This is a genomic window from Pseudomonas sp. 6D_7.1_Bac1 (assembly GCF_025465945.1).
In the GTDB taxonomy this organism is placed as follows: Bacteria; Pseudomonadota; Gammaproteobacteria; order Pseudomonadales; family Pseudomonadaceae; genus Aquipseudomonas.
Genome location: NZ_JANLNW010000051.1, coordinates 126,888 through 148,788, shown reverse-complemented (window position 1 = coordinate 148,788; position 21,901 = coordinate 126,888). Strand labels below are relative to the sequence as shown.

The following is a 21,901-nucleotide window of genomic DNA, read 5'->3' as shown; positions in this document are numbered from 1 at the left end:
GGTCCCTTGAGCAGGCGCTGCACACTTCTCGTAGCAGCTGGCGAGCCCGCGAGCCTGTGTTCGGCTGCGTAGCAGTCGTAATCCGGTTGACGCGGTCTGCCTGAAAGAAAGCGGTTGCTGGTTTTGCGACGGCTTCGCCGCCGAACGCTGCCTCGCGCTGCTCGACAGCTGCTACGGGGGATGTGTTCGGGTCAAAATTGATTCAGCGGAATCTTCAGGTAAACCACGCCATTATCTTCCGCCGGCGGCAGGTTCCCCGCCCGCACATTCACCTGAATCGCCGGCAGCATCAGCGTCGGCATGCACAAACCGGCATCGCGTCGGGTGCGCATCTCGACGAACGCCGCTTCGTCGATACCGTCATGCACATGAATATTGCTGTTGCGCTGCTCGCGAACGGTGGTCTGGCATTGCGATGTGCGGCCGGCGGGCGGGTAGTCGTGGCAGACGTAAAGGCGGGTGTCGGCAGGGAAGGCCAGCAGTTTGCGCATCGAAGCAAATAGCTGATTGGCGTTGCCACCGGGGAAGTCGCAGCGAGCGGTGCCGACGTCAGGCATGAACAGCGTGTCGCCCACCAGAATCAATTCATCGTCGATCACATAGGCCATGTCCGCCGGGGTGTGTCCTGGGACATGCAGTGCCTTGGCCTTGAGGTTGCCGATGGCAAATTCCTCATCCGGTGCGAACAAATAATCGAACTGCGAACCGTCGCTGCGAAACTCCGGCTCAAGGTTGAACAGGCGCTTGAACACATCTTGCACGTTGCTGATGGATTGGCCGATGGCGATCTTGCCGCCCAGTTCGCGGCGCAGGTAAGGCGCGGCGGACAGGTGATCGGCATGGGCGTGGGTTTCCAGCAGCCATTGGCTGTGCAGTTGGTGCTCACGGACGAACGTGATCACCCGGTCAGCCTGGGTGGTGGCGGTTCGACCGGACGCCGGGTCGTAATCGAGCACCGAGTCGACAATCGCGCACGGGCCGCCGTCGCGTTCGTAGATCACATAGGTGTAGGTCTTTGATGCGTCGTCAAGAAAGGCTTGGATCAACGCTGGCATGGAGATGGGCCCTGGCTGGATGACAGAAAGACACAAAGGGTTGCAACAGTTTATGTTTAAACATAATGTCCGCAGCTTAAATGACGACTCAGGTTATCTGCAAATGCAATCCAGTCTTAGCGAAGGTGAAGTGGCGCAACTGCGTGCCTCGGCCTCCAAGGCCTGTGCGCTGCTCAAGGCGTTGGCCAATGAAGACCGCCTGCTGATCCTCTGCCAGTTGACGCAGGGCGAGCGCAACGTCGGCGAGCTGGAAACCATGACCGGCGTGCGTCAACCGACCCTGTCCCAGCAGTTGGGCATTTTGCGCGACGAAGGGCTGGTGAGCACTCGGCGTGAAGGCAAGTACATTTTCTATGGCCTGGCCAGCCACGAAGTGATTCAGGTGATGAAAACACTCTCCGGCCTGTATTGCGGCGCGGTGATAAAAAGCTGGGCGTGAGCTTTTTTGGGCAACGACCCGAGGGCCTGTCATCAATTATTTCCTTTGCCGCGCCGGGTCTGCTGTGGTGCAGGGCAAGGCGCGAGGAGTGTGGTTTGGTCATTCCAAATAAGCTCCGAGCAACGCAGCCCTGCGCCACAGCAGACCCGGCCCTTCGGGTTGTGTCTGAAAGCGGGCCAGACAACAACGCGGCATAGGAAATAATTGATGACAGGCCCGTGCACTCACAAGGAATAACCTATGAACGATCAACACTGGGGCCAGACCATCAGTGCCGACATCGTGGTGATAGGCGGCGGTACTGCCGGTATCGGCTTCGTCGCCAGCCTGCTCAAGCGCGATCCGGGCTTGAACATCACCGTCATCGAACCCAGCGCCCAGCACTATTACCAGCCGGCCTGGACCCTGGTCGGCGGCGGCGCCCATGAACTCAAGAACACTGTGCGGCCGATGTCTGCGGTGATGCCGCGTCAGGCTCGGTGGTTACAGGCTGCGGTCAGCAACATTGACCCCGAGAGCCGCTTGCTGACCCTCGATGACGGTCGCAACGTGAGCTATCAACACCTGATCGTGTGCCCTGGACTACGACTGGCCTGGGAGAAAATCGAAGGCTTGCAAGAGACCCTCGGGCAGCACGGTGTCACGTCCAACTACAGCTATCAGCATGCGGCCTACACCTGGCAACTGGTCAAAGGCCTGCGCGGCGGCAAGGCGATCTTCACCCAGCCGGCCATCCCGATCAAATGCGCCGGGGCGCCGCAAAAGGCGCTGTACCTGTCCTGTGATCACTGGCTCAGACAAGGTGTGCTGAAGAACGTCGATGTCGAGTTCAACCTGGCCGGTGCCGCGTTGTTCGGCGTGGCGACCTTTGTCCCGCCGTTGATGAAGTACATCGAGAAATACCGTGCGCGACTGGCGTTCAGCTCGAACCTGGTGAAGGTCGACGGGCCGGCGCAAACCGCCTGGTTCGAAGTCAAGGACGCGGCTGGCGCGGTAACGTTGCAGGCGAAAAAATTCGACCTGTTGCACGTGGTGCCACCGCAGGTGTCCCCGGATTTCATCCGCCACAGTCCGCTGGCCGATGCCGCTGGCTGGTGTGAGGTGGACGTCCACAGTTTGCAGCATGTGCGTTATCCGGACGTGTTCGCCCTCGGCGATGTCTGCTCCACCAGTAATGCCAAAACTGCTGCCGCCGTGCGCAAGCAAATCGTCGTGGTCGCGCAGAATCTGTTGGCCTTGCGCAAACAGCAACCCTTGCCGCTGAAGTACGACGGCTATGGTTCCTGCCCACTGACAGTGGAGAAGGGCAAGGTGATCCTCGCCGAGTTCGGCTACGCCGGTAAGTTGCTGCCGACCTTTCCCCTCGACCCGACCGTGGCGCGGCGTTCGGCGTGGTTTCTCAAGGCGACCTTGCTGCCGTGGTTTTACTGGAACGGCATGCTCAAAGGTCGCGAGTGGCTGACCCGTGTGTCCAAGGTCGATTGAGAGAACCCTATGCTGCTGGCGACATTGTTTGGTGTGGTGATGGGCCTGGTCCTGGGGTTGACCGGGGCCGGTGGCGGTATTCTTGCGGTGCCGGCCCTGGTACTCGGGTTGGGCTGGAGCATGACCCACGCGGCGCCGGTGGCGCTGTTTGCGGTGGGCAGTGCGGCGGCGGTCGGCGCCATCGATGGCTTGCGTCATGGGCTGGTGCGCTACCGTGCGGCATTGTTGATTGCCTTATTGGGTGCGGTGTTTTCTCCGCTGGGGATCTACTTCGCCCATCAGTTGCCGGAAAAAGTCCTGATGATCCTGTTCAGTCTGCTGATGCTCATGGTGGCCTGGCGGATGCTGCGGCGAGAAAAACAGGAGCCTGGGCCGAGCGATCATGGCCACGCCAACTGGGGCCAGAAGAACTGCATGCTCGATCAACAGACCGGACGCTTTTCCTGGACCGCCAAATGCACCGCCACCCTGGCGGCGCTGGGCGCGGTGACCGGGGTGGTGTCAGGGCTGCTCGGGGTCGGTGGCGGTTTCCTGATCGTCCCGGCATTCAAGCAACTGACTGACGTACAGATGCGCGGCATCGTCGCCACGTCCCTGATGGTCATCAGTTTGATCTCGGCGATCGGGGTGGTGGGTGCCTTTCATGCCGGTGTGACCATCGATGCCTTGGGTGCGGGGTTCATTGTTGCCAGCATCGTCGGCATGCTGGTTGGCCGCCGGCTGTGTGCCCGGGTTCCGGCGCGGGCACTTCAAGTGGGTTTTGCCAGCGTTTGCCTGGTGGTGGCCGGTTACATGCTGCTCAAGGCTTGAAATCAGTGGTTGCGGTGCAGTGAACTGGCAAGAAATCTCTGGCTCAGGTTTACTGCCTTCTATACCGATGACAAGGCCACTGAATGGACCACTACGCCCCACGCAACTGGCAGCCCCACGAACGGCCAAGCCTGCCTGGCTCCCCGTCGACGCCATTGCACCCGACGCCCAAGCGCCTGGCTTATGCGTTGGTCGGGTTGCTGGTGGCGTTGACCGGTGGCCTGGGCAACGCGTTGGTGGTCGCCAATCTGCCTTACCTGCAAGGGGCGCTGGGAGCGACGACCGCCGAGATGGCCTGGCTGCCGGCGGCATACGTGATGACCAACGTATCGATGAACCTGCTGCTGGTGAAGTTTCGTCAGCAGTTCGGCCTGCGGGCGTTCACCGAAGTGTTCCTGGTGCTGTATGCGCTGGTGACCTTCGGCCATTTGTTCGTCAACGACCTGAGTTCGGCGATTGCGGTGCGCGCCGCCCACGGCATGGTCGGCGCGGCGCTGAGTTCGCTGGGTTTGTATTACATGGTTCAGGCTTTCCCGGCGAAGTGGCGGATGAAGGCGCTGGTGCTGGGCTTGGGCACTTCCCAGCTAGCCTTGCCACTGGCCCGGCTGTTCTCCGAAGACCTGTTGCAGATCGCCGAATGGCGTGGGCTCTACCTGTTTGAGTTGGGCATGGCGCTGACCTCATTGGGTTGCGTGTTCATGCTCAAGTTGCCGCCGGGCGACCGCTTCAAAACCTTCGAAAAACTCGACTTCCTGACCTTCACCTTGTTGGCGGGCGGTGTGGCGCTGCTCTGCGCCGTATTGTCGTTAGGGCGTATCGACTGGTGGCTCGAAGCACCGTGGATCGGCGTTGCCTCGGCCGGCTCGATCGTGTTGATCATGGCGGGCCTGGCCATCGAACATAACCGCAGCAACCCGATGCTGATGACTCGCTGGCTGGGCAGCGGGGTGATGATTCGCCTGGCACTGGCGGTGATCCTCATCCGCATGGTGCTCACCGAGCAGTCGACCGGGGCTGTGGGTTTGCTGCAAACCCTGAACCTGGGCAGCCAGCAGATGCACAGCCTTTACGTGGTCATGCTGTTGGGCAGCGTCGCTGGCCTTGCCACCAGCGCGCTGACCATCCATCCCTCGCACCTGCTCATGCCGTTGATCATTTCCCTGGCGCTGATGGCCACCGGTTCCGTGATGGACAGCTTCTCGACCAATCTGACACGCCCGGAGAACATGTACCTCAGTCAGTTTCTGCTGGCCTTTGGCGGGACGTTTTTCCTGGGGCCGACCATGGTGCTCGGCACCCGCAATGTGTTGACCAATCCGCGCAACCTGGTGAGTTTTTCAGTGCTGTTCGGGATCTGCCAGAACCTCGGTGGCTTGATTGGTGCCGCACTGTTGGGGACGTTCCAGATCGCCCGGGAGAAATTCCATTCCAGTCATATCGTCGAGCGCCTGACCCTGATCGACCCGCAAGTGCTCAGCCGCCTGCAAGGCAGCAGCGCGAGTTATGCGTCGACCATCGCCGACCCGTCGGCCCGTACCACCCAGGGCATGCGCACCCTGGCGGCGGCTGCGACTCGGGAGGCGAATGTCATGGCCTACAACGACGTGTTCATGCTGATCGCGGTGATCGCGATGCTGACCATGCTCTGGATCTTCATTCGCAGCCTGTGGCTGCTGAGCACGACCAAAGCTGTCGTTCCCGCGCCGGTCAGTCCGACTTCCGTTCAATCCAGCGGTGCCTCTTCTTCATGACCGAACCTATCACCACAACCACCAATGCCATTGCCTCGATGCCCGAGGGCGTGGCACCGCCTAAAACATCCGGCACCGAGCCGCGTTCGTTGCCGGTACGGATCATCTCGTCCCTGGGCTTTGCCGCGATTGCCATCATCGGGGTGTTGATCGTGCTGTATGCCTGGCAGTTGCCACCGTTCGGCAGCGCCATTGAAAGCACCGAAAACGCGCTGGTTCGCGGCCAGGTGACGATCATTGGTCCGCAACTCAGTGGCTATGTGTTTGAAGTGCCGGTGCAGGACTTCCAGTTCGTCAAGACCGGCGACCTGCTGGTGCGGCTGGATGACCGGATCTACAAGCAACGTCTGGACCAGTCGTTGGCGCAATTGGCGGTGCAGAAAGCCGCACTGGCCAATGCGGTGCAGCAGCGCAACAGTGCCGAGGCGACCATCAAACTGCGTCAGGCGGCGCTGACCGACAGCCAGGCCCAGGTGCAAAAAAGCGCGGCGGACCTGCGGCGTAACGAAGCGTTGATCAGCGACGGTTCGGTGTCAAAGCGTGAGCTGGATGTTACCCGCGCGGCCAATGCGCAAACCATCGCCGCCGTGGCGCAAGCCCAGGCCAGCCTGGAAATCGCCCGACAGGACCTGCAAACAGTGATCGTCAATCGAGGCTCTCTGGAGGCGGCGGTGGTCAGCGCCGAAGCGGCGGTTGAGCTGGCGCGGATCGATCTGTCCAACACCCGGGTAGTCGCCCCGCAGGACGGTCAGCTCGGGCAGATCGGCGTGCGCCTTGGCGCTTACGTCAACTCTGGCGCGCAGTTGATGGCACTGGTGCCGAGTCAGTTGTGGGTGATCGCCAACATGAAAGAAACCCAGATGAACAACATTCATATCGGCCAGCCGGTTACGTTCACCGTCGATGCCCTGAACCACCAGAAATTTCACGGTCGGGTACAGCGCATTTCACCGGCCACCGGTTCCGAGTTCAGCCTGCTGCAAGCCGACAACGCCACCGGCAACTTCGTCAAAATCGCCCAACGCGTGCCGGTGCGCATCACCGTCGACGCGGACCAGGCGCAGAGCGAACGCCTGCGGCCGGGGATGTCGGTGGTGGTGAGTATCGATACGTCTGGTAAGGGTGACGCCGTCGCTGACAATCCGTAGGTGCCGATGATCGTTGCCATCGGGGAACGATCAGTTACCGGTCACCATCGGCGGCAACGTACCCAGCAGGGAAACCGCCGCCACGGCCGCTACCCCCAGCAACCACTCCAGCATCACACTGATACGCAGCGTCGACAGGTGTTGTTCGCAGTCCTTGACGCTTAAGCGATTGAACAGCGCCAGGCCAAGCATGGCGCTGACCAACAGCACCTTGATCAGCAGAATCAGCGCGAACCCCGACAGCAGTGGTGTCGGCCAGAAGGCTCCGGTCAACACCCGGACGTTGATCAGGCCGGTCACCAGTAAACCCGCCACCAACCCATAACCGATCCCGCTGAAGCGTTGCAATATCGGACCGACAGCGTGGCTGGCCGGGCGCAGCAGAATCATCACCAGCAGCATCAACCCACCCAGCCAGGCACCGACGCAGGTCAGGTGAATCACTTGGTTGAGGATCAGTAACTGGCCACTGAGGCCGTCGAGCATGGCGCCGTGGCCGACCGGGGCCAGAGTGAACAGCAGCAGGCTGCTCAAGCCCAGGCGCAGGGTGAACAGATTTTTCAGCGGACTTAGCAGACAGGCCAACAACAGAACGTTGAACAGCAGGTGCCAACTCCAGACCTGGCCAAAGAAGGTATTACTCAGCACCAGCCGCAGTGACGGTCCATCGAGCGAGCCGGCCATGCTGGCAGTAATCAGCAACAGCCAGCAAACCCCGGTGAACAAGGCAAATCCGGCCAGCAGCCGACTCAGCCCGGCGAGGCGTTGATCGAGTGCCGCGAGCGCTTGGGTCAGCGGCTCATGGCGTAGCAGCAGGGGCCTGAAGACACAGGCCCCAAACAGCATCAGCACGACGGTGAAATGCAGGAAGCGGCACAGGACCAGCGCGCTCGACATCGATTACTGGCTCACCTTGAAGCTGTAGCTGCCATCGCTTTTATGGGTGTCGACCGACACCGCGTGCCATACGACCTTGTAGTTACCGGCGGTCAGAGGTGCGGCGGGGGTGACGACCAGGGTCTTTTTATCGGCGCTTTCGGTGGCGATGCTTTTCACGGCAACGGCCACACCGTCCTTGCTGATATCGACTTTGGTGAAATTGGCCTCAACCCCTTCGGAGAACACCAGGCGCAATTCGGTGGGGGCGGCAACGCTGCTGTCGGCGGCCGGAGTCGCGCTTTTCAGGTGGGCATGGGCAAACACCGAGGAGGCGGCGAACAGCGAGCCGAGCAGGGCGACGGCGGTCAGGGTTTTCTTCAATTGCATCGTTAAGTCCCTTTCAGGCAGATTGGAAGAGGCGTCAGTTTACCTTCGCCTCGCGCGCTGTACGACGTTTCGTTTCGCAGGTGGCGAATGCTAGTCTTGGTCGATGCAGTTGTCAGGGAGCCCTTATGGGCAATCACAAGATCGAGATCCGTCGCAGCAACGTCGAGAAAATCCTGCTGGCCGCCGAGAAGGTCTTCGCCGAGAAAGGTTTTGGCAGCACGGCGATGGCCGACATCGCTAAAGAAGTGCAACTGCCGCGCTCCAATCTGCATTACTACTTCAGCACCAAAAGCGAGCTGTACAGCGCGGTGCTGTTCGATTTGCTGGAGGTCTGGAAGCAGGACGCGTTGTGCTTCGAGATGTTCGATGACCCACGGGTGGTGCTTAGCAGTTACATCCGCGCCAAGATGAATCATTCCCGTAGCCGGCCTTACGGCTCGAAAGTCTGGGCTAATGAGATCATCCACGGCGCGCCGACGCTGGGTGAGGCGCTGGACGCCAGCCTGTACGACTGGGCCAAGATGAAGGAAGCGAAAATTCGCCAATGGGTGGAGGACAAACGCATCCTGCCAGTAGAGCCTTCAAGCCTGCTGTACATGATCTGGGCCTCGACCCAGCATTACGCCGACTTCGATCATCAGATCAACATCCTCAACGACCATCAAGCGCTGTCGGACATGCAGTTCGAGCGCGCGGTGCAGACTGTGACCAGCGTGATTCTGCGGGGGATAGGGTTGGAGCCGTAAGGTTGGCGGTGTGGCTACTGGCCTCATCGCGAGCATACGGAACGCCGCCCGGCTGCTCCCACAGTGGATCCCCAGTGTTCACAAAACCCATGTGGGAGCGAGCCTGCTCGCGATGGCGTCCGATCAGGCGACGCGGATCTCAACTGGCCACGTGATACGGATTCCTCGGATCATGGTTCCAGTCCAGAAACGGTTTCCCGTTATCGACAGGCACCATCTCGATGCAGTCCTGCACGGGGCAGGTGATCTGGCACAGGTTGCAGCCCACGCATTCGTCGTCGATCACCTCATATTTGTGGGTGCCGTCCGGCTGTTTCAGGCTGGCGATGGCCTGGTGTGAGGTGTCTTCGCAGGCGATGTGGCAACGGCCGCAGCCGATGCAGGCCTGCTGGTCGATTTTGGCGATCACTTGATAGTTGATGTCCAGGTACTTCCAGTCCGTGGTATTGCCCACCGCACGCCCGGAAAAATCCTGCACGCTTGAATAGCCTTGGCTGTCCATCCAACGCGACAGTCCGTCTTTCATCTCCTCGACAATCCGAAAGCCATGCAGCATCGCCGCCGTGCAGACCTGCACCGCGCCACTGCCCAGTGCCATGAATTCCGCCGCGTCACGCCAACTGCCGATACCGCCGATGCCACAGATGGGCAAACCTTGGGTCTGCGGGTCGCGGGCGATTTCGGCGACCATGTTCAGTGCAATCGGTTTGACCGCTGAACCGCAGTAGCCGCCGTGGGTGCTTTGGCTGCCAACCATGGGCAGGGCAACCATGCGGTTGAGGTCGACGCTGGTAATCGAATTGATGGTGTTGATCAGCGACACCGCATCGGCGCCGCCACGGTGGGCTGCCCGAGCGGCGAGGCGGATGTCGGTGATGTTCGGCGTGAGTTTGACGATCACCGGCAGCGAACAGTAGGTCTTGCACCAGCGGGTGACTTGCTCGACGTATTCCGGCACCTGGCCCACCGCGGCACCCATGCCCCGTTCCGGCATGCCGTGGGGGCAGCCGAAGTTCAGCTCGATGCCATCGGCGCCGGTGGCTTCTACCAGCGGCAGGATATTTTTCCAGGATTCCTCGACGCAGGGCACCATCAGCGAAACGATCATGGCGCGGTCCGGCCAGTCCTTTTTGACCTGGGTGATTTCCCGCAGGTTGATTTCCAGCGAGCGGTCGGTAATCAGCTCGATGTTGTTGATGCCCATGACTTCGCGGTTAGCGCCAAAGTGTGCGGAGTAGCGTGACGAGACGTTGACCGCTGCCGGGTCTTCGCCGAGGGTTTTCCAGACCACCCCACCCCAGCCGGCCTCGAAGGCGCGGACCACGTTGTAGGCCTTGTCGGTGGGCGGCGCGGACGCCAGCCAGAATGGATTGGGGGCTTTGATGCCAGCGAAGACAATCGAGAGATCGGCCATTTACGCAGCCTCCACATTGAGCATGAGTTGGGTATGGATCGCTTCAGCCGCCAGCTTGCCGTGCTGCACGGCCTGCACGGTGAGGTCCTGATCGAGGCTGGTGCAATCGCCACCGGCATACACGCCGGGGATGCTGGTACGCATCTGCTCGTCTACCTGAATTCGCTCGCCCTGGCGTTTCAGCTCGCGGGCCAGCGGGTCACTCAGCGCGCGGTCGTCGAAGCGCTGGCCGATGGCTTTGAAGATTGCATCGGCGACCAGTTCGAAGGTTTCCCCGGTGCTGATCAGTCGACCGCTTTCCATGCGCGTACGGGCGAAACGCATGCCGCGCACCTGGCCTTTATCGTCGAGTAAAACTTCCTGTGGCTGGGCCCAGGTCATCAGCCGTACCTGATTGGCCTTGGCGATGTCTTGCTCATGACCGGTCGCGCCCATGTCCTCAAGACCCCGGCGGTACACCAGATTGACGTCGCGCGCACCGAGGCGGGCCATTTGCACGGCCATGTCGATCGCGGTGTTGCCGGCGCCGAGGACAATGCAATGCTCGGCCAGCGGCAGTTGTGTCAGGTCGTCGGCCTGGCGCAGTTCACGGATGTAATCGGTGGCGGCCAGCAGCCCAGGGGCGTCTTCGTCGGTCAGCCCCAGCTGTTTGCTGGCGGCCAGACCGAGGCCGAGAAACACCGCATCGAACTGCTGGTGCAGTTCGCTGAGGCTCAGGTTCTCGCCCAGTTTTTGCCCATGGCGGATTTCGATGCCGCCGATTTCCAGCAGGAAATCCAGCTCATGCTGGGCAAAGTCATCCACCAGTTTGTACTTGGCTATTCCGTACTCGTTAAGGCCACCGGCCTTTTCCCGAGCTTCGAAAATCACCACGTCGTGACCATGCATGGCGCTGCGATGAGCGCAGGACAATCCGGCTGGCCCGGCGCCGACCACGGCGATCCGTTTACCAGAAGCCGCTGCGCGTTTGAACGGGTGCTCCGTGAAGTGCGCGTTGTCGATGGCGTAGCGCTGCAACAGCCCGATCAACACGGGCGCGCATTCCTCGGCGTTGTTGCGCACGCAGGCATGCTGGCAGAGGATTTCTGTCGGACAGACCCGGGCGCAACTGCCGCCGAGAATGTTCGCCGAGAGAATCTTTTGTGCCGCGCCCTGGACGTTTTCTTGATGGATGTTGCGAATGAACGACGGGATGTCGATCTCGCTCGGGCACGCGTTGACGCACGGCGCGTCGTAGCAATACAGGCACCGCGAGGCTTCCAGATGCGCCTGACGGTCGTTGAGCGGCGGTGCCAGATCGGTGAAATGGCCGGCGAGAGTAGCCGCATCCTCAACGGGACGGGGCAAGTGGTTCAGCGTCTTGATCACGGTGTTGGCCTCACGGTTATTTGAGGTACTGCCTCTGATGGGCATTGTTTTTTTGTTGTCAGTGACGACGCTATCGCGAGCAGGCTCGCTCCCACACGGGAACGCATTTCAAATGTGGGAGCGAGCCTGCTCGCGATAGGCCGATGGCCGCTTTCAGCGTTTCACAGCTGTCGGCTTGTGCAACTCGGCCCGCTTGCTCAACAAATCGAACACCGCCGGGTAGGCCGGGCGTTCGATGTAGCGTCCGGCACCCCGTTCGGCGCGCAGGTCGCCGTCGGCCCAGACCAGTCGACCCTGGCTGATGGTGTGGCTGGGCACGCCGCGTACGGTCTTGCCTTCAAAGATATTGAAGTCGACGTTTTGGTGATGGGTCTTGGCAGAGATGGTGCGCGTACCTTGCGGGTCCCAGAGCACCAGGTCGGCATCGGCGCCGACGCGGATCGAGCCTTTGCGCGGGTAGAGGTTGAAGATTTTTGCGGTGTTGGTGGAGGTCAGCGCGACGAAATCCTGCATCGACAGGCGCCCGGTGTTGACCCCTTCATCCCAGAGCACCGCCATGCGGTCTTCGATGCCGGCGGTGCCGTTGGGGATCTTGCTGAAGTCGTCACGGCCAGCGGCTTTTTGTTCCGCGCAGAAACAGCAGTGGTCAGTGGCGGTGGTGTGCAGGTTGCCTGATTGCAATCCACGCCAAAGTGCTTCCTGATGGCCGCGCGGACGGAAGGGCGGGCTCATCACGTAACCGGCAGCGGTTTGCCAGTCCGGGTGCTGGTAGACGCTGTCATCCAGCAGCAAGTGCCCGGCCAGCACTTCGCCGTAGACCGGTTGGCCCTTGCTGCGGGCGTAAGTAATTTCGTCGAGTGCTTCCTTGGTCGAGACGTGAACCAGGTACAGCGGCGTGCCAAGAGTCTCAGCGATCCGAATCGCCCGGCTCGCGGCTTCGCCTTCCACCTGGGAGGGTCGCGACAGTGGGTGCGCTTCAGGGCCGGTGATACCTTGAGCCATCAGCTTGCGTTGCAGGTGATAGACCAGCTCGCCGTTTTCCGCATGCACGGTTGGTACTGCGCCGAGTTCCAGGCAGCGTTCGAAACTTGCCACGAGGGTATCGTCGGCGGCCATGATCGCATTCTTGTAAGCCATGAAATGCTTGAAACTGTTGACCCCGTGCAGGCGTACCAGCTCGGCCATTTCCTCGCGAACCTGTTCGCTCCACCAGGTGATGGCGACGTGAAAACCGTAATCGGACGCTGACTTTTCGGCCCAGCCGCGCCACTGATGAAAGGCCTCCAGCAGCGACTGCTGTGGATTGGGAATCACGAAGTCGATGATCGAGGTGGTACCGCCGGCCAGACCTGCCGCCGTGCCGCTGAAAAAGTCTTCGCTGGCCACGGTGCCCATGAAGGGCAGTTGCATGTGCGTGTGCGGGTCGATGCCGCCGGGCATCAGGTACTGACCGCTGCCGTCGAGTACTTCACAGCCTGCGGGTGTATCGAGGTTATTGCCGATGGCTTTGATCACGCCGTCGGCGCACAGGACATCAGCGCGATAACTTTCATCATGGGTAACAACGGTGGCGCCACGGATCAACAGAGACATTCCGAGTTCCTCGCAGGCTTGACCGGCTTTTGCCGGTTCTAAAGTTTTTATATGTAGCAGGCTAAGGAAGTTGTATTCCTGTCAGCGCTGTCAGGAATAAACGCTAGCTGGAGATATCGGATTGGGCAAGAATATTTTTTATAAGCTTATATCGATATTAACTAATTGAAATTAAACGAATAAAAGTAGAAAACGGCAAGGCGGTGAGGCCTCTCGTCATTTTGACGAGCTTGACAGGATCGAAATATGGTCAAGATTTCCTATGTGAAATCAGCTATTTGAGGTGCGCCTGTGGCTGATAGAAAAAATACAAAATAATTGCCGCCGCTGACACCTTGGCTGGTCGGTAAAAGTCGTAAGTTCTCCGGCCATCGCCGGCTCGCGGTCCAACTGCTGGCCAGCCCGATGAGCAAAATAATCAAAAGAACAGTGGAGCGGCCATGCAGCAGAACAGATCGCACGTCACCGAGCGCGAAGGGTTGTACGAACTGGACGCCGGCAGCGACGTCCTCGACAGTCCCCGGTACAACCACGACATTGCGCCGACCAAGGTGCACGAACGAACCTGGAACAAATGGCACATCACTGCGCTGTGGATCGGCATGTCGGTTTGCGTGCCGACCTATACCCTCGGCGGCGTGCTCACCGCGTACTTTGGCTTGACGGTGGGTGAGGCGCTGCTGGCGATTTTGCTGGCCAACGTCATTGTGCTGATTCCGCTGACCCTCAACGCCTTTGCCGGTACCAAGTACGGGATTCCGTTTCCGGTATTGCTGCGTTCATCCTTCGGGGTGATCGGCTCCAACGTGCCGTGTCTGATCCGTGCGCTGGTAGCGTGCGGCTGGTTTGGCATTCAAACAATGTTTGGCGGGCTGGCGATTCACCTGTTTCTTGGCTCGATCTTCGAGGGCTGGAAATCCCTCGGTGGCACTGGCGAAGTTATTGGCTTCATGGTGTTCTGGACGCTGAACCTGTGGGTGGTGCTGCGTGGAGCCGAGTCGATCAAATGGCTGGAAACGCTCTCTGCGCCGCTGCTGGTTCTGGTGGGGTTGGGCTTGCTGGTCTGGGCGATGCCGAATGTGTCGCTGACCGAGTTGCTGGCTCAACCACCGAAACGCCCTGAAGGCGCCAGTGTGACCAGTTACTTCCTCGCCGGGTTGACCGCGATGGTCGGTTTCTGGGCGACTTTGTCGCTGAACATTCCGGACTTCAGCCGCTACGCGAAAAGCCAGAAGGACCAGATCCTCGGGCAGATTTTCGGCTTGCCGCTGACCATGTTCCTGTTCGCCTCGCTGGGTGTGGTGATGACCGCTGCGTCGGCGAAACTGGTGGGCGTGACCGTCTCGGATCCGGTCAGTCTGATCGGGCATATCCAGAGCCCGGTCTGGGTGGCGGTCGCCATGGCGTTGATCATCATCGCCACGCTGTCGACCAACACTGCGGCCAATATCGTTTCGCCGACCAATGACTTTCAGAACCTCGCCCCCAAAGTCATCAACCGCACCAAAGCGGTGATGCTGACCGGTCTGGTAGGGCTGGCGCTGATGGGCCACGAACTGCTGAAAAAACTTGGCTTGATCGTCTCCAATGTCAGCCTGGAAACGGTCTATTCCAACTGGTTGCTCGGCTATTCGAGCCTGCTCGGGCCAATTGCCGGGATCATGGTGGTGGACTATTTCCTGATCAAGAAACAACAACTGGATCTGGCGGGGCTGTACCGCGATGACGTGTACCCGGCGTGGAACTGGAACGGCTTCATCGCCTTCGGCGTGCCGGTGGTGTTGACCTTGCTGTCGCTGGGCAGCGATGCCTTCAGCTGGTTCTACAGCTACGGTTGGTTTACTGGCTCGGCGCTTGGCGGCCTGATGTATTACGGGTTGTGCACGATGCGAACAAGTCCGTCTGTTGCTAAATCTGCGGTGTGACGGATGGCCTCATCGCGAGCAGGCTCGCTCCCACAGTAGATATCCAGTGCTCACAAAACCCATGTGGGAGCGAGCTTGCTCGCGATGATGCCTCAAAAGCACCAAGGAAATGCCTGAAGAAACCCATAAAAATAGCCTGAGGAGATCACCATGAACGCAGCCGTAGACGTTCTGCAGTCCAGCCATCAGCACATCAACCGCGACCGACTCTGGCAGTCGCTCATGGAACTCGCCAAACTCGGCGCCACGGTCAAGGGCGGCGTTTGTCGCCTGGCCCTGACCGACCTCGACCGCCAAGCCCGCGACCTGTTCGTGCAGTGGTGCAAGGAGGCCGGGTGCAGCGTGACGATCGATGCGGTCGGCAACATCTTCGCCCGCCGCGCCGGGCGCAATCCGCAGCTGCCACCGGTGATGACCGGCAGCCATATCGACACCCAACCCACCGGCGGCAAGTTCGACGGCTGCTTCGGTGTGCTGGCCGGCGTCGAAGTGCTGCGCACCCTCAACGACCTTGGCGTGGAAACCGAAGCGCCGCTGGAAGTGGTGGTCTGGACCAACGAAGAAGGCTCGCGCTTCGCCCCGTGCATGATGGGTTCCGGGGTGTTTGCCGAAAAATTCACCTTGGAAGAAACCCTGGCCAAGACCGACGCTGACGGTGTGACCGTGGGTGATGCGCTGAACGCCATCGGTTATGCCGGCCCACGCAAGGTCAGTGGCCACGCGGTCGGTGCCTACTTTGAAGCGCACATCGAGCAAGGGCCGATTCTAGAAGACGAGCGCAAAACCGTTGGCGTGGTGATGGGCGCGCTGGGGCAGAAATGGTTCGACCTGAAACTACGCGGCGTCGAGGCCCACGCGGGGCCAACACCGATGCATTTGCGCAAGGACGCGTTGGTCGGCGCCGCCGCTGTCGTCGCAGCGGTGAACCGCACCGCCCTTGCTCATCAACCTCACGCCTGTGGCACCGTCGGTTGCCTGCAAGCCTATCCGGGTTCGCGCAACGTGATCCCTGGCGAAGTACGCATGACCCTGGACTTCCGTCATCTGGAACCGGCACGGCTGGACTCAATGATCGCTGAGGTGCGGCAGGTGATCGATACCACGTGCGATGAGCACGGCCTGACCTTCGAACTGACCCCGACTGCCGACTTCCCGCCGCTGTATTTCGACAAGGGTTGCATCGAGGCAGTGCGTGGCGCGGCGCAAGGTCTTGGGCTGTCGCACATGGACATCGTCAGCGGGGCAGGGCATGACGCGATTTTCCTCGCCGAACTGGGGCCGGCCGGGATGATCTTCGTCCCCTGCGAGGGCGGCATCAGCCACAACGAAATCGAAAACGCCGCGCCGGATGATCTGGCGGCCGGTTGTGCGGTGTTGTTGCGGGCGATGCTAGCGGCCTCGGCGGCGATTGCCAGTGGTCAGTTGGCGGCCTGAGGTCTCGCCGAGTGTGGGGGGAGGGGCATAAAGCCTCTCCATCCGAACAGGCACTTCAATACCCCTATCGTTTCGTCACATTTTCGTCATGTCTCTGTGAGATTTTGCGCCGCCTGAAGTATCAGGTAACAACTGCAGCAGGGTGGACGCCCTGTTACGTAATGTGGATATGGATGTTAAGGACATGTGATGTCGATTTACCGTTTCGCGCACGCCCCGGGCTTGCCTTGCCCAAGTGAGCGGCACCACAGGCTGGCGGTAGACCTGTCATGAGGGTGGTGACCTCCGGTTCGGCCTATCTGGATATCGATGCTTATGCGTGCTGTATCGCTTATGCCGAATGGCTGAATCTCACCGGTGTCGATGCCCGGGCCGTGAGCAGTGCGCGGCCCAACGCCAGTGTTTCGGCAACGGTGTTGGGGTGGAACAAACACTTTGATGATTACACCCCGCGACCCGATGACGAATTTGTGGTGATGGACGTGTCTGACTATCACCACTTCGACCCGGTGGTGAAGCTCGATCGTGTGGTGGAGGTGATTGATCATCATCCTGGCTTCGAGGCCTATTGGGCCGAAACCTTGGGGCCGAATGCTGACATTCGGCAGATCGGTGCGGCAGCGACTCAGGTTTTCAAGCGCTGGGAAAACTCGGGCCTGCTGCCTCACATCTGCGCGCAGAGTGCGGCGCTGCTGGCCACGGCGATTCTGGATAACACCCTGTGTTTCACCGGGCTGTACAGCACTGATGAGGATCTCAGGGCCTTTGAGGTTCTGAGGTCGCTCGCAGGGTTGGCGTCGGACTGGCCTGAACGTTACTTTCTCGAATGTCAGGCGGCGATTGAAGCTGACCTGCCCATGGCCCTGGCCGCGGACCTGAAAATAATGCGGCCGCAGAGCAATCTGCCCCAGGTGTTCGCGCAGATGGCGGTTTGGAACGCTGAGGCCCTTGTACAACAGCACCGACTGGCGATGAGCCGATGGCTCGATGCACAAGGGGATGACTGGATACTCAACGTCATCAGCATCGGTGAGGCAAAGAGCTACTTTCTGGTCGAACCTGTGGTCAGCCAACACAAGCTTAGCTGTCTATTGCAGGTCGACTGTCAGACAGGGCTGGTCGCTGTCGAGCCTCCACTGCTCAGAAAAGAGCTACTGTCGATGGGACTCGCGCTCAACCGCTGAAAGAAAGCGTCTCGGGTCAAGGCCGATCCTGACGGCTTGAGTCGCCTTACCAGAACGCCCGGACATAATTGAACGGCGCATGGTCAGCCAGGCGCCGGTTTATGACGTTGCCGTTTCCTGGCGGTGTCTTGTAGTGGGCGTTGTAATACTGCTCGCCCAGTTGCTGGTCCTGATCCATGAACGGCTGGCCGGGCGTCGGGTGAACAAGACCATTGAAGTCAATGTAGTGCAGTTGTCCAGTGTGCTGATAGCCGAGAAAATCAGGCGGTACGGTGGTTACCAGGTCGCAGCAGTCAACGATCCGGATGCTTTGCAGTTCGGTGAAACTGGCAACGAAGGTCGTGTCACCGACCTTGGGGGAACCGAGGGTCACCAGCAGGTCGGCATTCGCCGGTTTGGCCAGCAGCGTGGCGATTGCCGCGCCCAGGCTGTGGCCGCAAATGATCAGGCGGCTGCGGGAGCTGGCTGGTCCGGCAAGCCATGTCGATACCGGCTCCCAGAGACCTAATGCGGTCATCTTGAATCCATGGTGGACGTGACCGCGACCGTTGCACAGATCCCAGCGTTCAAGGAGAAACTGAATATTGGTAACCAGATCCAGCAAGTGATCCGGTTGAGTGCCCCGAAACACCACCAATGCGGTGCCCTTGGGATCGCTCATGACGCCGTAGCCGGCACCGTCGGTGGGGACATCGATAAAGTGCTCAAGTCCATGACTGAACCCGGCCAGCGCCAGTGCGTTCGACAGCCTTGCGCGCGCTGCCGTCGATTGCTCGAAACGCACGTACGCCAATCGGGAGGCTTCGGTGCACAGTTGCAGGTCATCTACGGCGGGCGAAGTAAAAATGCTTGCTCGCTCTTCGGGTTTGTAGAGCGCTCTGCGGCCTGGATCATAGGGCAGTGTCATGACGACAACCTTTTTTGATCGTCTACGTTGTTTGAGTAAAGGCCTGACCCTGCCAGTGTAGACGCCAGCGTGGACTGCGAACGTTCAGTCCCGCTTTTGGCCGATGCACTGCCTTACAGCCACGCGTGATGACTTGTTATAGTTCTGGCCTCATTTACAGCGCCAGCAAGGATCACTGCCATGTCCGAATACCAAGCCTTTCGTGTCGAACTGACCGACAACATCGCCCATGTGCAGATCAACCGCCCGGAAAAGATCAATGCGATGAACGCGGTGTTCTGGACTGAAATCATCGAAATCTTCCAGTGGATCGACGATACCGATGAAGTTCGCGCAGTGGTGATCAGCGGTGCCGGCAAGCATTTCTCTTCGGGCATCGATTTGATGATGCTGGCTTCGGTGGCCAATGAAATGGGCAAGGACGTGGGCCGCAATGCGCGTCTGCTACGGCGCAAGATCCTGGCGTTGCAAGCTTCGTTCAACGCGGTCGACAACTGTCGCAAACCGGTGCTGGCGGCGATTCAGGGCTATTGCCTGGGCGGCGCCATCGACCTGATTTCCGCCTGCGACATGCGTTATGCCGCTGAAGACGCGCAATTCTCGATCAAGGAAATCGACATGGGCATGGCCGCCGACGTTGGCACCTTACAGCGCTTGCCGCGGATCATCGGTGACGGCATGCTGCGCGAACTGGCATACACTGGTCGCACCTTTGGCGCCGAGGAAGCGCGTAGCATTGGCCTGGTCAACCGTATCTATCCGGACACGGCCAGCCTGCTGGATGGGGTGATGGGCATTGCCCGTGAAATTGCGGCAAAATCGCCGATCGCGATTGCCGGGACCAAAGAGATGATCAGCTACATGCGCGATCACAGCATCAACGATGGCCTGGAATACATCGCAACCTGGAACGCCGCGATGCTGCAATCCACCGACCTGCGGGTCGCCATGGCGGCATCGATGAGCAAGCAGAAACCCGAATTTCTGGACTGAGCACACATGAACTCACGCTGGACCACTGCAGTACTCGACACCGACCTGACGGGTGGCTGGGCCGTGGCCCGCAGCCCTGAAGGTTTTTTGTTTGACGACAATGGCGCGCTGTTTCCACGGGAATGGTTGAAACGTCAGGACCTGTCGATTCTCGCTGAGCACGGCATCGGTTACCTGGATGGCGAGCCGGTGTATTTGCTGGAGCTCAAGGCGTCCAGCGAGGTGTCGGGCTGCAACTGGAAAGGCCTGCGAGCGTTCATGCTCGAGGGCGATCACACGCTCTACAAGGTGCTGGGGTATGCCGCGCAAATCGGCACCTGGGCGCGCGAACACCGGTTTTGTGGCAACTGTGGCCAGCGCATGACGCAGCTGCCGCGTGAGCGGGCGATGTACTGCGAACCTTGTGATTTGCGCAGCTACCCACGGATTTCGCCGAGCATGATCGTGTTGATCACCCGTGGCGACGAAGTCCTGCTGGCACGCTCGCCGCGCTTTGTCGCCGGTGTCTACAGCACCCTGGCAGGCTTTGCCGAGCCCGGCGAGTCGGCCGAGGATTGCCTGATTCGTGAAGTGCGCGAAGAGGTGCAGATCGAGGTCAGGAACATCCAGTACCTGGGCAGCCAGTGCTGGCCGTTCCCGCATTCAATGATGCTCGGCTTTCATGCCGAGTACGCCGGCGGCGAGATCGTGCCGCAAGTCGATGAGATTGAAGACGCCCAGTGGTTCAACATCCATGCGCTGCCGCCGTTGCCGGCGTCGCGCTCGATTGCCCGCTACCTGATCGACGTCTATGTAGCGCGGCGCTTAGGCCACGCTGAACCAGTGTTGCCAGGCTAGACGCACAGTCAAGCCCAGCACCACGGTGATGAACACCGGGCGAATGAACTTCGCCCCACCGCTGATGGCGGTGCGTGCACCAAAGAACGCGCCGACCATCACCGACAGGCCCATGCTCAGGCCGATGATCCAGTCCACTTGCCCGGAAAACATGAACACCGACAGCGCTGCGATGTTGCTGACGAAGTTCATGCTGCGCGCAACGCCGCTGGCCTTGACCAGATCGATGGGGTAGAGCAGCAGGCTGCTGACGGTCCAGAACGCCCCAGTGCCGGGACCGGCCACGCCGTCGTAGAAGCCCAGACTGAAACCCTGACTCGACTGCCACTTCTTCTTGATCGGTGCGTCGCTGTCCAGCGGTGCTTTCGGTGTGCCGCCAAACAGCAGATACACGCCACAGGCGAAGACGATCACCGGGAGCATCTTGTTCAGCCATTCAGCCGGCAGGTAGTGCGCAACGATCGCGCCGGTGAGTGCACCCACCAGGGTCCCGATAATCGCGTGCATCCACTGCTTGGGGTGGAACAGCTTGCGTCGGTAGAAGGTGAAACTGGCGGTGGCAGAGCCGAAGGTCGAGCTGAGCTTGTTAGTGCCCAGCACCAGATGCGGCGGCAGGCCGGCGGTGAGCAGCGCCGGGGTGGTCAGCAGACCGCCACCGCCGGCAATGGCATCGATGAAACCGGCAATGAACGCGACGATGGCCAAAATGGCCAGAGTGGTGAGGTCTACGCTGAGTTCGAAAGGCATGAGGTCGACTTATTCGGCGGGGCAGAGAGGTTAAGGCAGGGCGCCATCTTACCCATAACCGCCGCCCCCTGCGACCGCTCTAATACCTGACATGATCGTTCCCACGCGCATGGGAACGATCAGCGCGTTGGTCCGCTACTGCGGCGAGTCCGGCCCGTAGCAGCTGCCGAGCCCGCGAGGCTGCGTTCGGCCGCGAAGCGGTCGTAAATTCAGGCAGCGCGTTCTTTCAGGTAAACCGCGTGCACAGGATTGGCGAGGACTGCGTCCTCGAACGCAGCCTCGCTGGCTCGACGGCTGCTACGGGGGGCCTGGCGCTTGTCTGCTACTCCGGCGAGTCCGGTGGGTCGAGGTGATCCAGTGCGCGATTCACCGCCAGTTCAGCCAGCGAGATCATCTGCTGAATCGCCAGTGCGGTATTGCGCTTGGGGCCTTCGAGGTCGAAAGCCAGATCGCTGGCCATGACATTGGCCGAGGCGAGGGTTTCGCAGGCGTGGGCCAGCAGGGTTTCGCTGTCGACGTCGGGGGCGATGACGAAAATGCAGCCGGGGCGTCGGTCGGCTAGCAATGCCTTGGTCTCAGGTAGCACCAGGTAGTGATCGAGCGCACGGTGCGCGGCGGCGTGGAGTTCTTTTGAATCGAGGGAGGCGTAGGGGGAAACCGGATCGGTTTCGGGGGGATTGGGGGTGGCTTTGAACATGGTGAACCTCGCTTTGTCATTGTGAGTTACCACCGTCTGCCGCCAAGCAGATTGGGTGGCGGGTTACACAAGTTTGGCGGACCGGCTCAAAGCGTAAAAATG

The 21,901-nt window shown here is 60.3% G+C and carries 20 protein-coding genes; 11 read left to right on the top strand and 9 right to left on the bottom strand.

Annotation, left to right across the window (positions count from 1 at the left end; genetic code table 11):
• Window positions 1-191: 191 nt before the first annotated feature.
• Window positions 192-1,055: an MBL fold metallo-hydrolase gene (locus NTD87_RS12295; RefSeq protein ID WP_262114206.1), complete on the bottom strand. Its 864-nt coding sequence runs from the start codon at window positions 1,053-1,055 to the stop codon at window positions 192-194.
• A gap of 103 nt (window positions 1,056-1,158) precedes the next feature.
• On the opposite strand from NTD87_RS12295, the gene NTD87_RS12290 reads away from it, so the two are divergent.
• The 5 genes from NTD87_RS12290 (at window position 1,159) to NTD87_RS12270 (ending at window position 6,688) form a co-directional block, all read left to right on the top strand.
• Window positions 1,159-1,494: an ArsR/SmtB family transcription factor gene (locus NTD87_RS12290; protein WP_123424882.1), complete on the top strand. Its 336-nt coding sequence runs from the start codon at window positions 1,159-1,161 to the stop codon at window positions 1,492-1,494.
• A gap of 240 nt (window positions 1,495-1,734) precedes the next feature.
• Window positions 1,735-2,979: an FAD/NAD(P)-binding oxidoreductase gene (locus NTD87_RS12285; protein ID WP_262114205.1), complete on the top strand. Its 1,245-nt coding sequence runs from the start codon at window positions 1,735-1,737 to the stop codon at window positions 2,977-2,979.
• 9 nt (window positions 2,980-2,988) lie between these two features.
• The gene (locus NTD87_RS12280; protein ID WP_262114204.1) at window positions 2,989-3,789 is read left to right on the top strand and encodes a sulfite exporter TauE/SafE family protein; all 801 of its coding nucleotides are present in this window, start codon (window positions 2,989-2,991) and stop codon (window positions 3,787-3,789) included.
• An 83-nt stretch (window positions 3,790-3,872) separates the two neighbouring features.
• A complete protein-coding gene (locus tag NTD87_RS12275) occupies window positions 3,873-5,540 on the top strand; it encodes an MFS transporter (RefSeq protein WP_262114203.1) in 1,668 nt (555 codons plus the stop codon).
• Window positions 5,537-6,688 (top strand): HlyD family secretion protein, encoded by a 1,152-nt coding sequence (locus NTD87_RS12270; RefSeq protein WP_262114202.1) that lies wholly within the window; start codon window positions 5,537-5,539, stop codon window positions 6,686-6,688. Before NTD87_RS12275 ends, NTD87_RS12270 begins: the two co-directional genes overlap by 4 nt.
• A 30-nt stretch (window positions 6,689-6,718) precedes the next feature.
• Here NTD87_RS12270 and copD read toward each other — a convergent pair whose 3' ends face one another.
• Both copD and copC read right to left on the bottom strand, forming a co-directional pair.
• Window positions 6,719-7,585 (bottom strand): copper homeostasis membrane protein CopD, encoded by an 867-nt coding sequence (gene copD, locus NTD87_RS12265; RefSeq protein ID WP_262114201.1) that lies wholly within the window; start codon window positions 7,583-7,585, stop codon window positions 6,719-6,721.
• 3 nt (window positions 7,586-7,588) lie between these two features.
• On the bottom strand, window positions 7,589-7,954 hold the full coding sequence (gene copC, locus NTD87_RS12260; protein WP_262114200.1) for a copper homeostasis periplasmic binding protein CopC: 366 nt from the start codon (window positions 7,952-7,954) through the stop codon (window positions 7,589-7,591).
• A 125-nt stretch (window positions 7,955-8,079) separates the two neighbouring features.
• Here copC and NTD87_RS12255 point away from each other — a divergent pair, with 125 nt between their 5' ends.
• Entirely contained in the window at window positions 8,080-8,700 is a 621-nt protein-coding gene (locus NTD87_RS12255) for a TetR/AcrR family transcriptional regulator (RefSeq protein WP_262114199.1), read from the top strand.
• Window positions 8,701-8,839: 139 nt separating this feature from the next.
• Here the strand turns inward: NTD87_RS12255 and preA are convergent, their stop codons facing one another.
• The 3 genes from preA to hydA all read right to left on the bottom strand — a co-directional run bounded on the left by preA (window position 8,840) and on the right by hydA (window position 13,075).
• Window positions 8,840-10,114, bottom strand: a complete 1,275-nt coding sequence (preA, locus tag NTD87_RS12250; protein WP_262114198.1) for an NAD-dependent dihydropyrimidine dehydrogenase subunit PreA — start codon at window positions 10,112-10,114, stop codon at window positions 8,840-8,842.
• Window positions 10,115-11,482 carry an NAD(P)-dependent oxidoreductase gene (locus NTD87_RS12245; protein ID WP_262114350.1) on the bottom strand — a complete coding sequence of 456 codons (1,368 nt, stop codon included), beginning with the start codon at window positions 11,480-11,482 and terminating at the stop codon, window positions 10,115-10,117.
• A 153-nt stretch (window positions 11,483-11,635) separates the two neighbouring features.
• Window positions 11,636-13,075, bottom strand: a complete 1,440-nt coding sequence (gene hydA, locus NTD87_RS12240; protein ID WP_262114197.1) for a dihydropyrimidinase — start codon at window positions 13,073-13,075, stop codon at window positions 11,636-11,638.
• A 440-nt stretch (window positions 13,076-13,515) separates the two neighbouring features.
• On the opposite strand from hydA, the gene NTD87_RS12235 reads away from it, so the two are divergent.
• The 3 genes from NTD87_RS12235 (at window position 13,516) to NTD87_RS12225 (ending at window position 17,618) form a co-directional block, all read left to right on the top strand.
• On the top strand, window positions 13,516-15,000 hold the full coding sequence (locus NTD87_RS12235; protein ID WP_262114196.1) for an NCS1 family nucleobase:cation symporter-1: 1,485 nt from the start codon (window positions 13,516-13,518) through the stop codon (window positions 14,998-15,000).
• Between the two features lie 150 nt (window positions 15,001-15,150).
• The gene (locus NTD87_RS12230; protein ID WP_262114195.1) at window positions 15,151-16,434 is read left to right on the top strand and encodes a Zn-dependent hydrolase; all 1,284 of its coding nucleotides are present in this window, start codon (window positions 15,151-15,153) and stop codon (window positions 16,432-16,434) included.
• A 269-nt stretch (window positions 16,435-16,703) separates the two neighbouring features.
• Window positions 16,704-17,618, top strand: a complete 915-nt coding sequence (locus NTD87_RS12225) for a DHH family phosphoesterase (RefSeq protein WP_262114194.1) — start codon at window positions 16,704-16,706, stop codon at window positions 17,616-17,618.
• Between the two features lie 46 nt (window positions 17,619-17,664).
• Here NTD87_RS12225 and NTD87_RS12220 read toward each other — a convergent pair whose 3' ends face one another.
• The gene (locus NTD87_RS12220) at window positions 17,665-18,525 is read right to left on the bottom strand and encodes a lipase family protein (RefSeq protein ID WP_262114193.1); all 861 of its coding nucleotides are present in this window, start codon (window positions 18,523-18,525) and stop codon (window positions 17,665-17,667) included.
• Window positions 18,526-18,705: 180 nt separating this feature from the next.
• Here NTD87_RS12220 and NTD87_RS12215 point away from each other — a divergent pair, with 180 nt between their 5' ends.
• The gene (locus NTD87_RS12215; protein WP_262114192.1) at window positions 18,706-19,518 is read left to right on the top strand and encodes a crotonase/enoyl-CoA hydratase family protein; all 813 of its coding nucleotides are present in this window, start codon (window positions 18,706-18,708) and stop codon (window positions 19,516-19,518) included.
• Window positions 19,519-19,524: 6 nt separating this feature from the next.
• Entirely contained in the window at window positions 19,525-20,355 is an 831-nt protein-coding gene (gene nudC, locus NTD87_RS12210) for an NAD(+) diphosphatase (protein ID WP_262114191.1), read from the top strand.
• On the opposite strand, the gene NTD87_RS12205 is transcribed toward nudC, so the two are convergent.
• On the bottom strand, window positions 20,323-21,102 hold the full coding sequence (locus tag NTD87_RS12205; protein WP_262114190.1) for a TSUP family transporter: 780 nt from the start codon (window positions 21,100-21,102) through the stop codon (window positions 20,323-20,325). The two genes, nudC and NTD87_RS12205, sit on opposite strands and share 33 nt — an antisense overlap.
• 322 nt (window positions 21,103-21,424) lie before the next feature.
• Window positions 21,425-21,799: a DUF6124 family protein gene (locus tag NTD87_RS12200; RefSeq protein ID WP_262114189.1), complete on the bottom strand. Its 375-nt coding sequence runs from the start codon at window positions 21,797-21,799 to the stop codon at window positions 21,425-21,427.
• Window positions 21,800-21,901 lie beyond the last annotated feature (102 nt).

Excerpts from the sequence above, each read along its gene's own strand:
- NTD87_RS12215 (WP_262114192.1), top strand. The coding sequence starts at position 18,706 with ATGTCCGAATACCAAGCCTTTCGTGTCGAACTGACCGACAACATCGCC.
- NTD87_RS12200 (WP_262114189.1), bottom strand. The coding sequence starts at position 21,799 with ATGTTCAAAGCCACCCCCAATCCCCCCGAAACCGATCCGGTTTCCCCC.
- NTD87_RS12290 (WP_123424882.1), top strand. The coding sequence starts at position 1,159 with ATGCAATCCAGTCTTAGCGAAGGTGAAGTGGCGCAACTGCGTGCCTCG.
- NTD87_RS12235 (WP_262114196.1), top strand. The coding sequence starts at position 13,516 with ATGCAGCAGAACAGATCGCACGTCACCGAGCGCGAAGGGTTGTACGAA.
- copC (WP_262114200.1), bottom strand. The coding sequence starts at position 7,954 with ATGCAATTGAAGAAAACCCTGACCGCCGTCGCCCTGCTCGGCTCGCTG.
- NTD87_RS12275 (WP_262114203.1), top strand. The coding sequence starts at position 3,873 with ATGGACCACTACGCCCCACGCAACTGGCAGCCCCACGAACGGCCAAGC.
- copD (WP_262114201.1), bottom strand. The coding sequence starts at position 7,585 with ATGTCGAGCGCGCTGGTCCTGTGCCGCTTCCTGCATTTCACCGTCGTG.
- NTD87_RS12295 (WP_262114206.1), bottom strand. The coding sequence starts at position 1,055 with ATGCCAGCGTTGATCCAAGCCTTTCTTGACGACGCATCAAAGACCTAC.
- NTD87_RS12220 (WP_262114193.1), bottom strand. The coding sequence starts at position 18,525 with ATGACACTGCCCTATGATCCAGGCCGCAGAGCGCTCTACAAACCCGAA.
- NTD87_RS12255 (WP_262114199.1), top strand. The coding sequence starts at position 8,080 with ATGGGCAATCACAAGATCGAGATCCGTCGCAGCAACGTCGAGAAAATC.
- NTD87_RS12280 (WP_262114204.1), top strand. The coding sequence starts at position 2,989 with ATGCTGCTGGCGACATTGTTTGGTGTGGTGATGGGCCTGGTCCTGGGG.
- NTD87_RS12225 (WP_262114194.1), top strand. The coding sequence starts at position 16,704 with ATGAGGGTGGTGACCTCCGGTTCGGCCTATCTGGATATCGATGCTTAT.
- hydA (WP_262114197.1), bottom strand. The coding sequence starts at position 13,075 with ATGTCTCTGTTGATCCGTGGCGCCACCGTTGTTACCCATGATGAAAGT.
- preA (WP_262114198.1), bottom strand. The coding sequence starts at position 10,114 with ATGGCCGATCTCTCGATTGTCTTCGCTGGCATCAAAGCCCCCAATCCA.
- nudC (WP_262114191.1), top strand. The coding sequence starts at position 19,525 with ATGAACTCACGCTGGACCACTGCAGTACTCGACACCGACCTGACGGGT.
- NTD87_RS12230 (WP_262114195.1), top strand. The coding sequence starts at position 15,151 with ATGAACGCAGCCGTAGACGTTCTGCAGTCCAGCCATCAGCACATCAAC.
- NTD87_RS12205 (WP_262114190.1), bottom strand. The coding sequence starts at position 21,102 with ATGCCTTTCGAACTCAGCGTAGACCTCACCACTCTGGCCATTTTGGCC.
- NTD87_RS12285 (WP_262114205.1), top strand. The coding sequence starts at position 1,735 with ATGAACGATCAACACTGGGGCCAGACCATCAGTGCCGACATCGTGGTG.
- NTD87_RS12270 (WP_262114202.1), top strand. The coding sequence starts at position 5,537 with ATGACCGAACCTATCACCACAACCACCAATGCCATTGCCTCGATGCCC.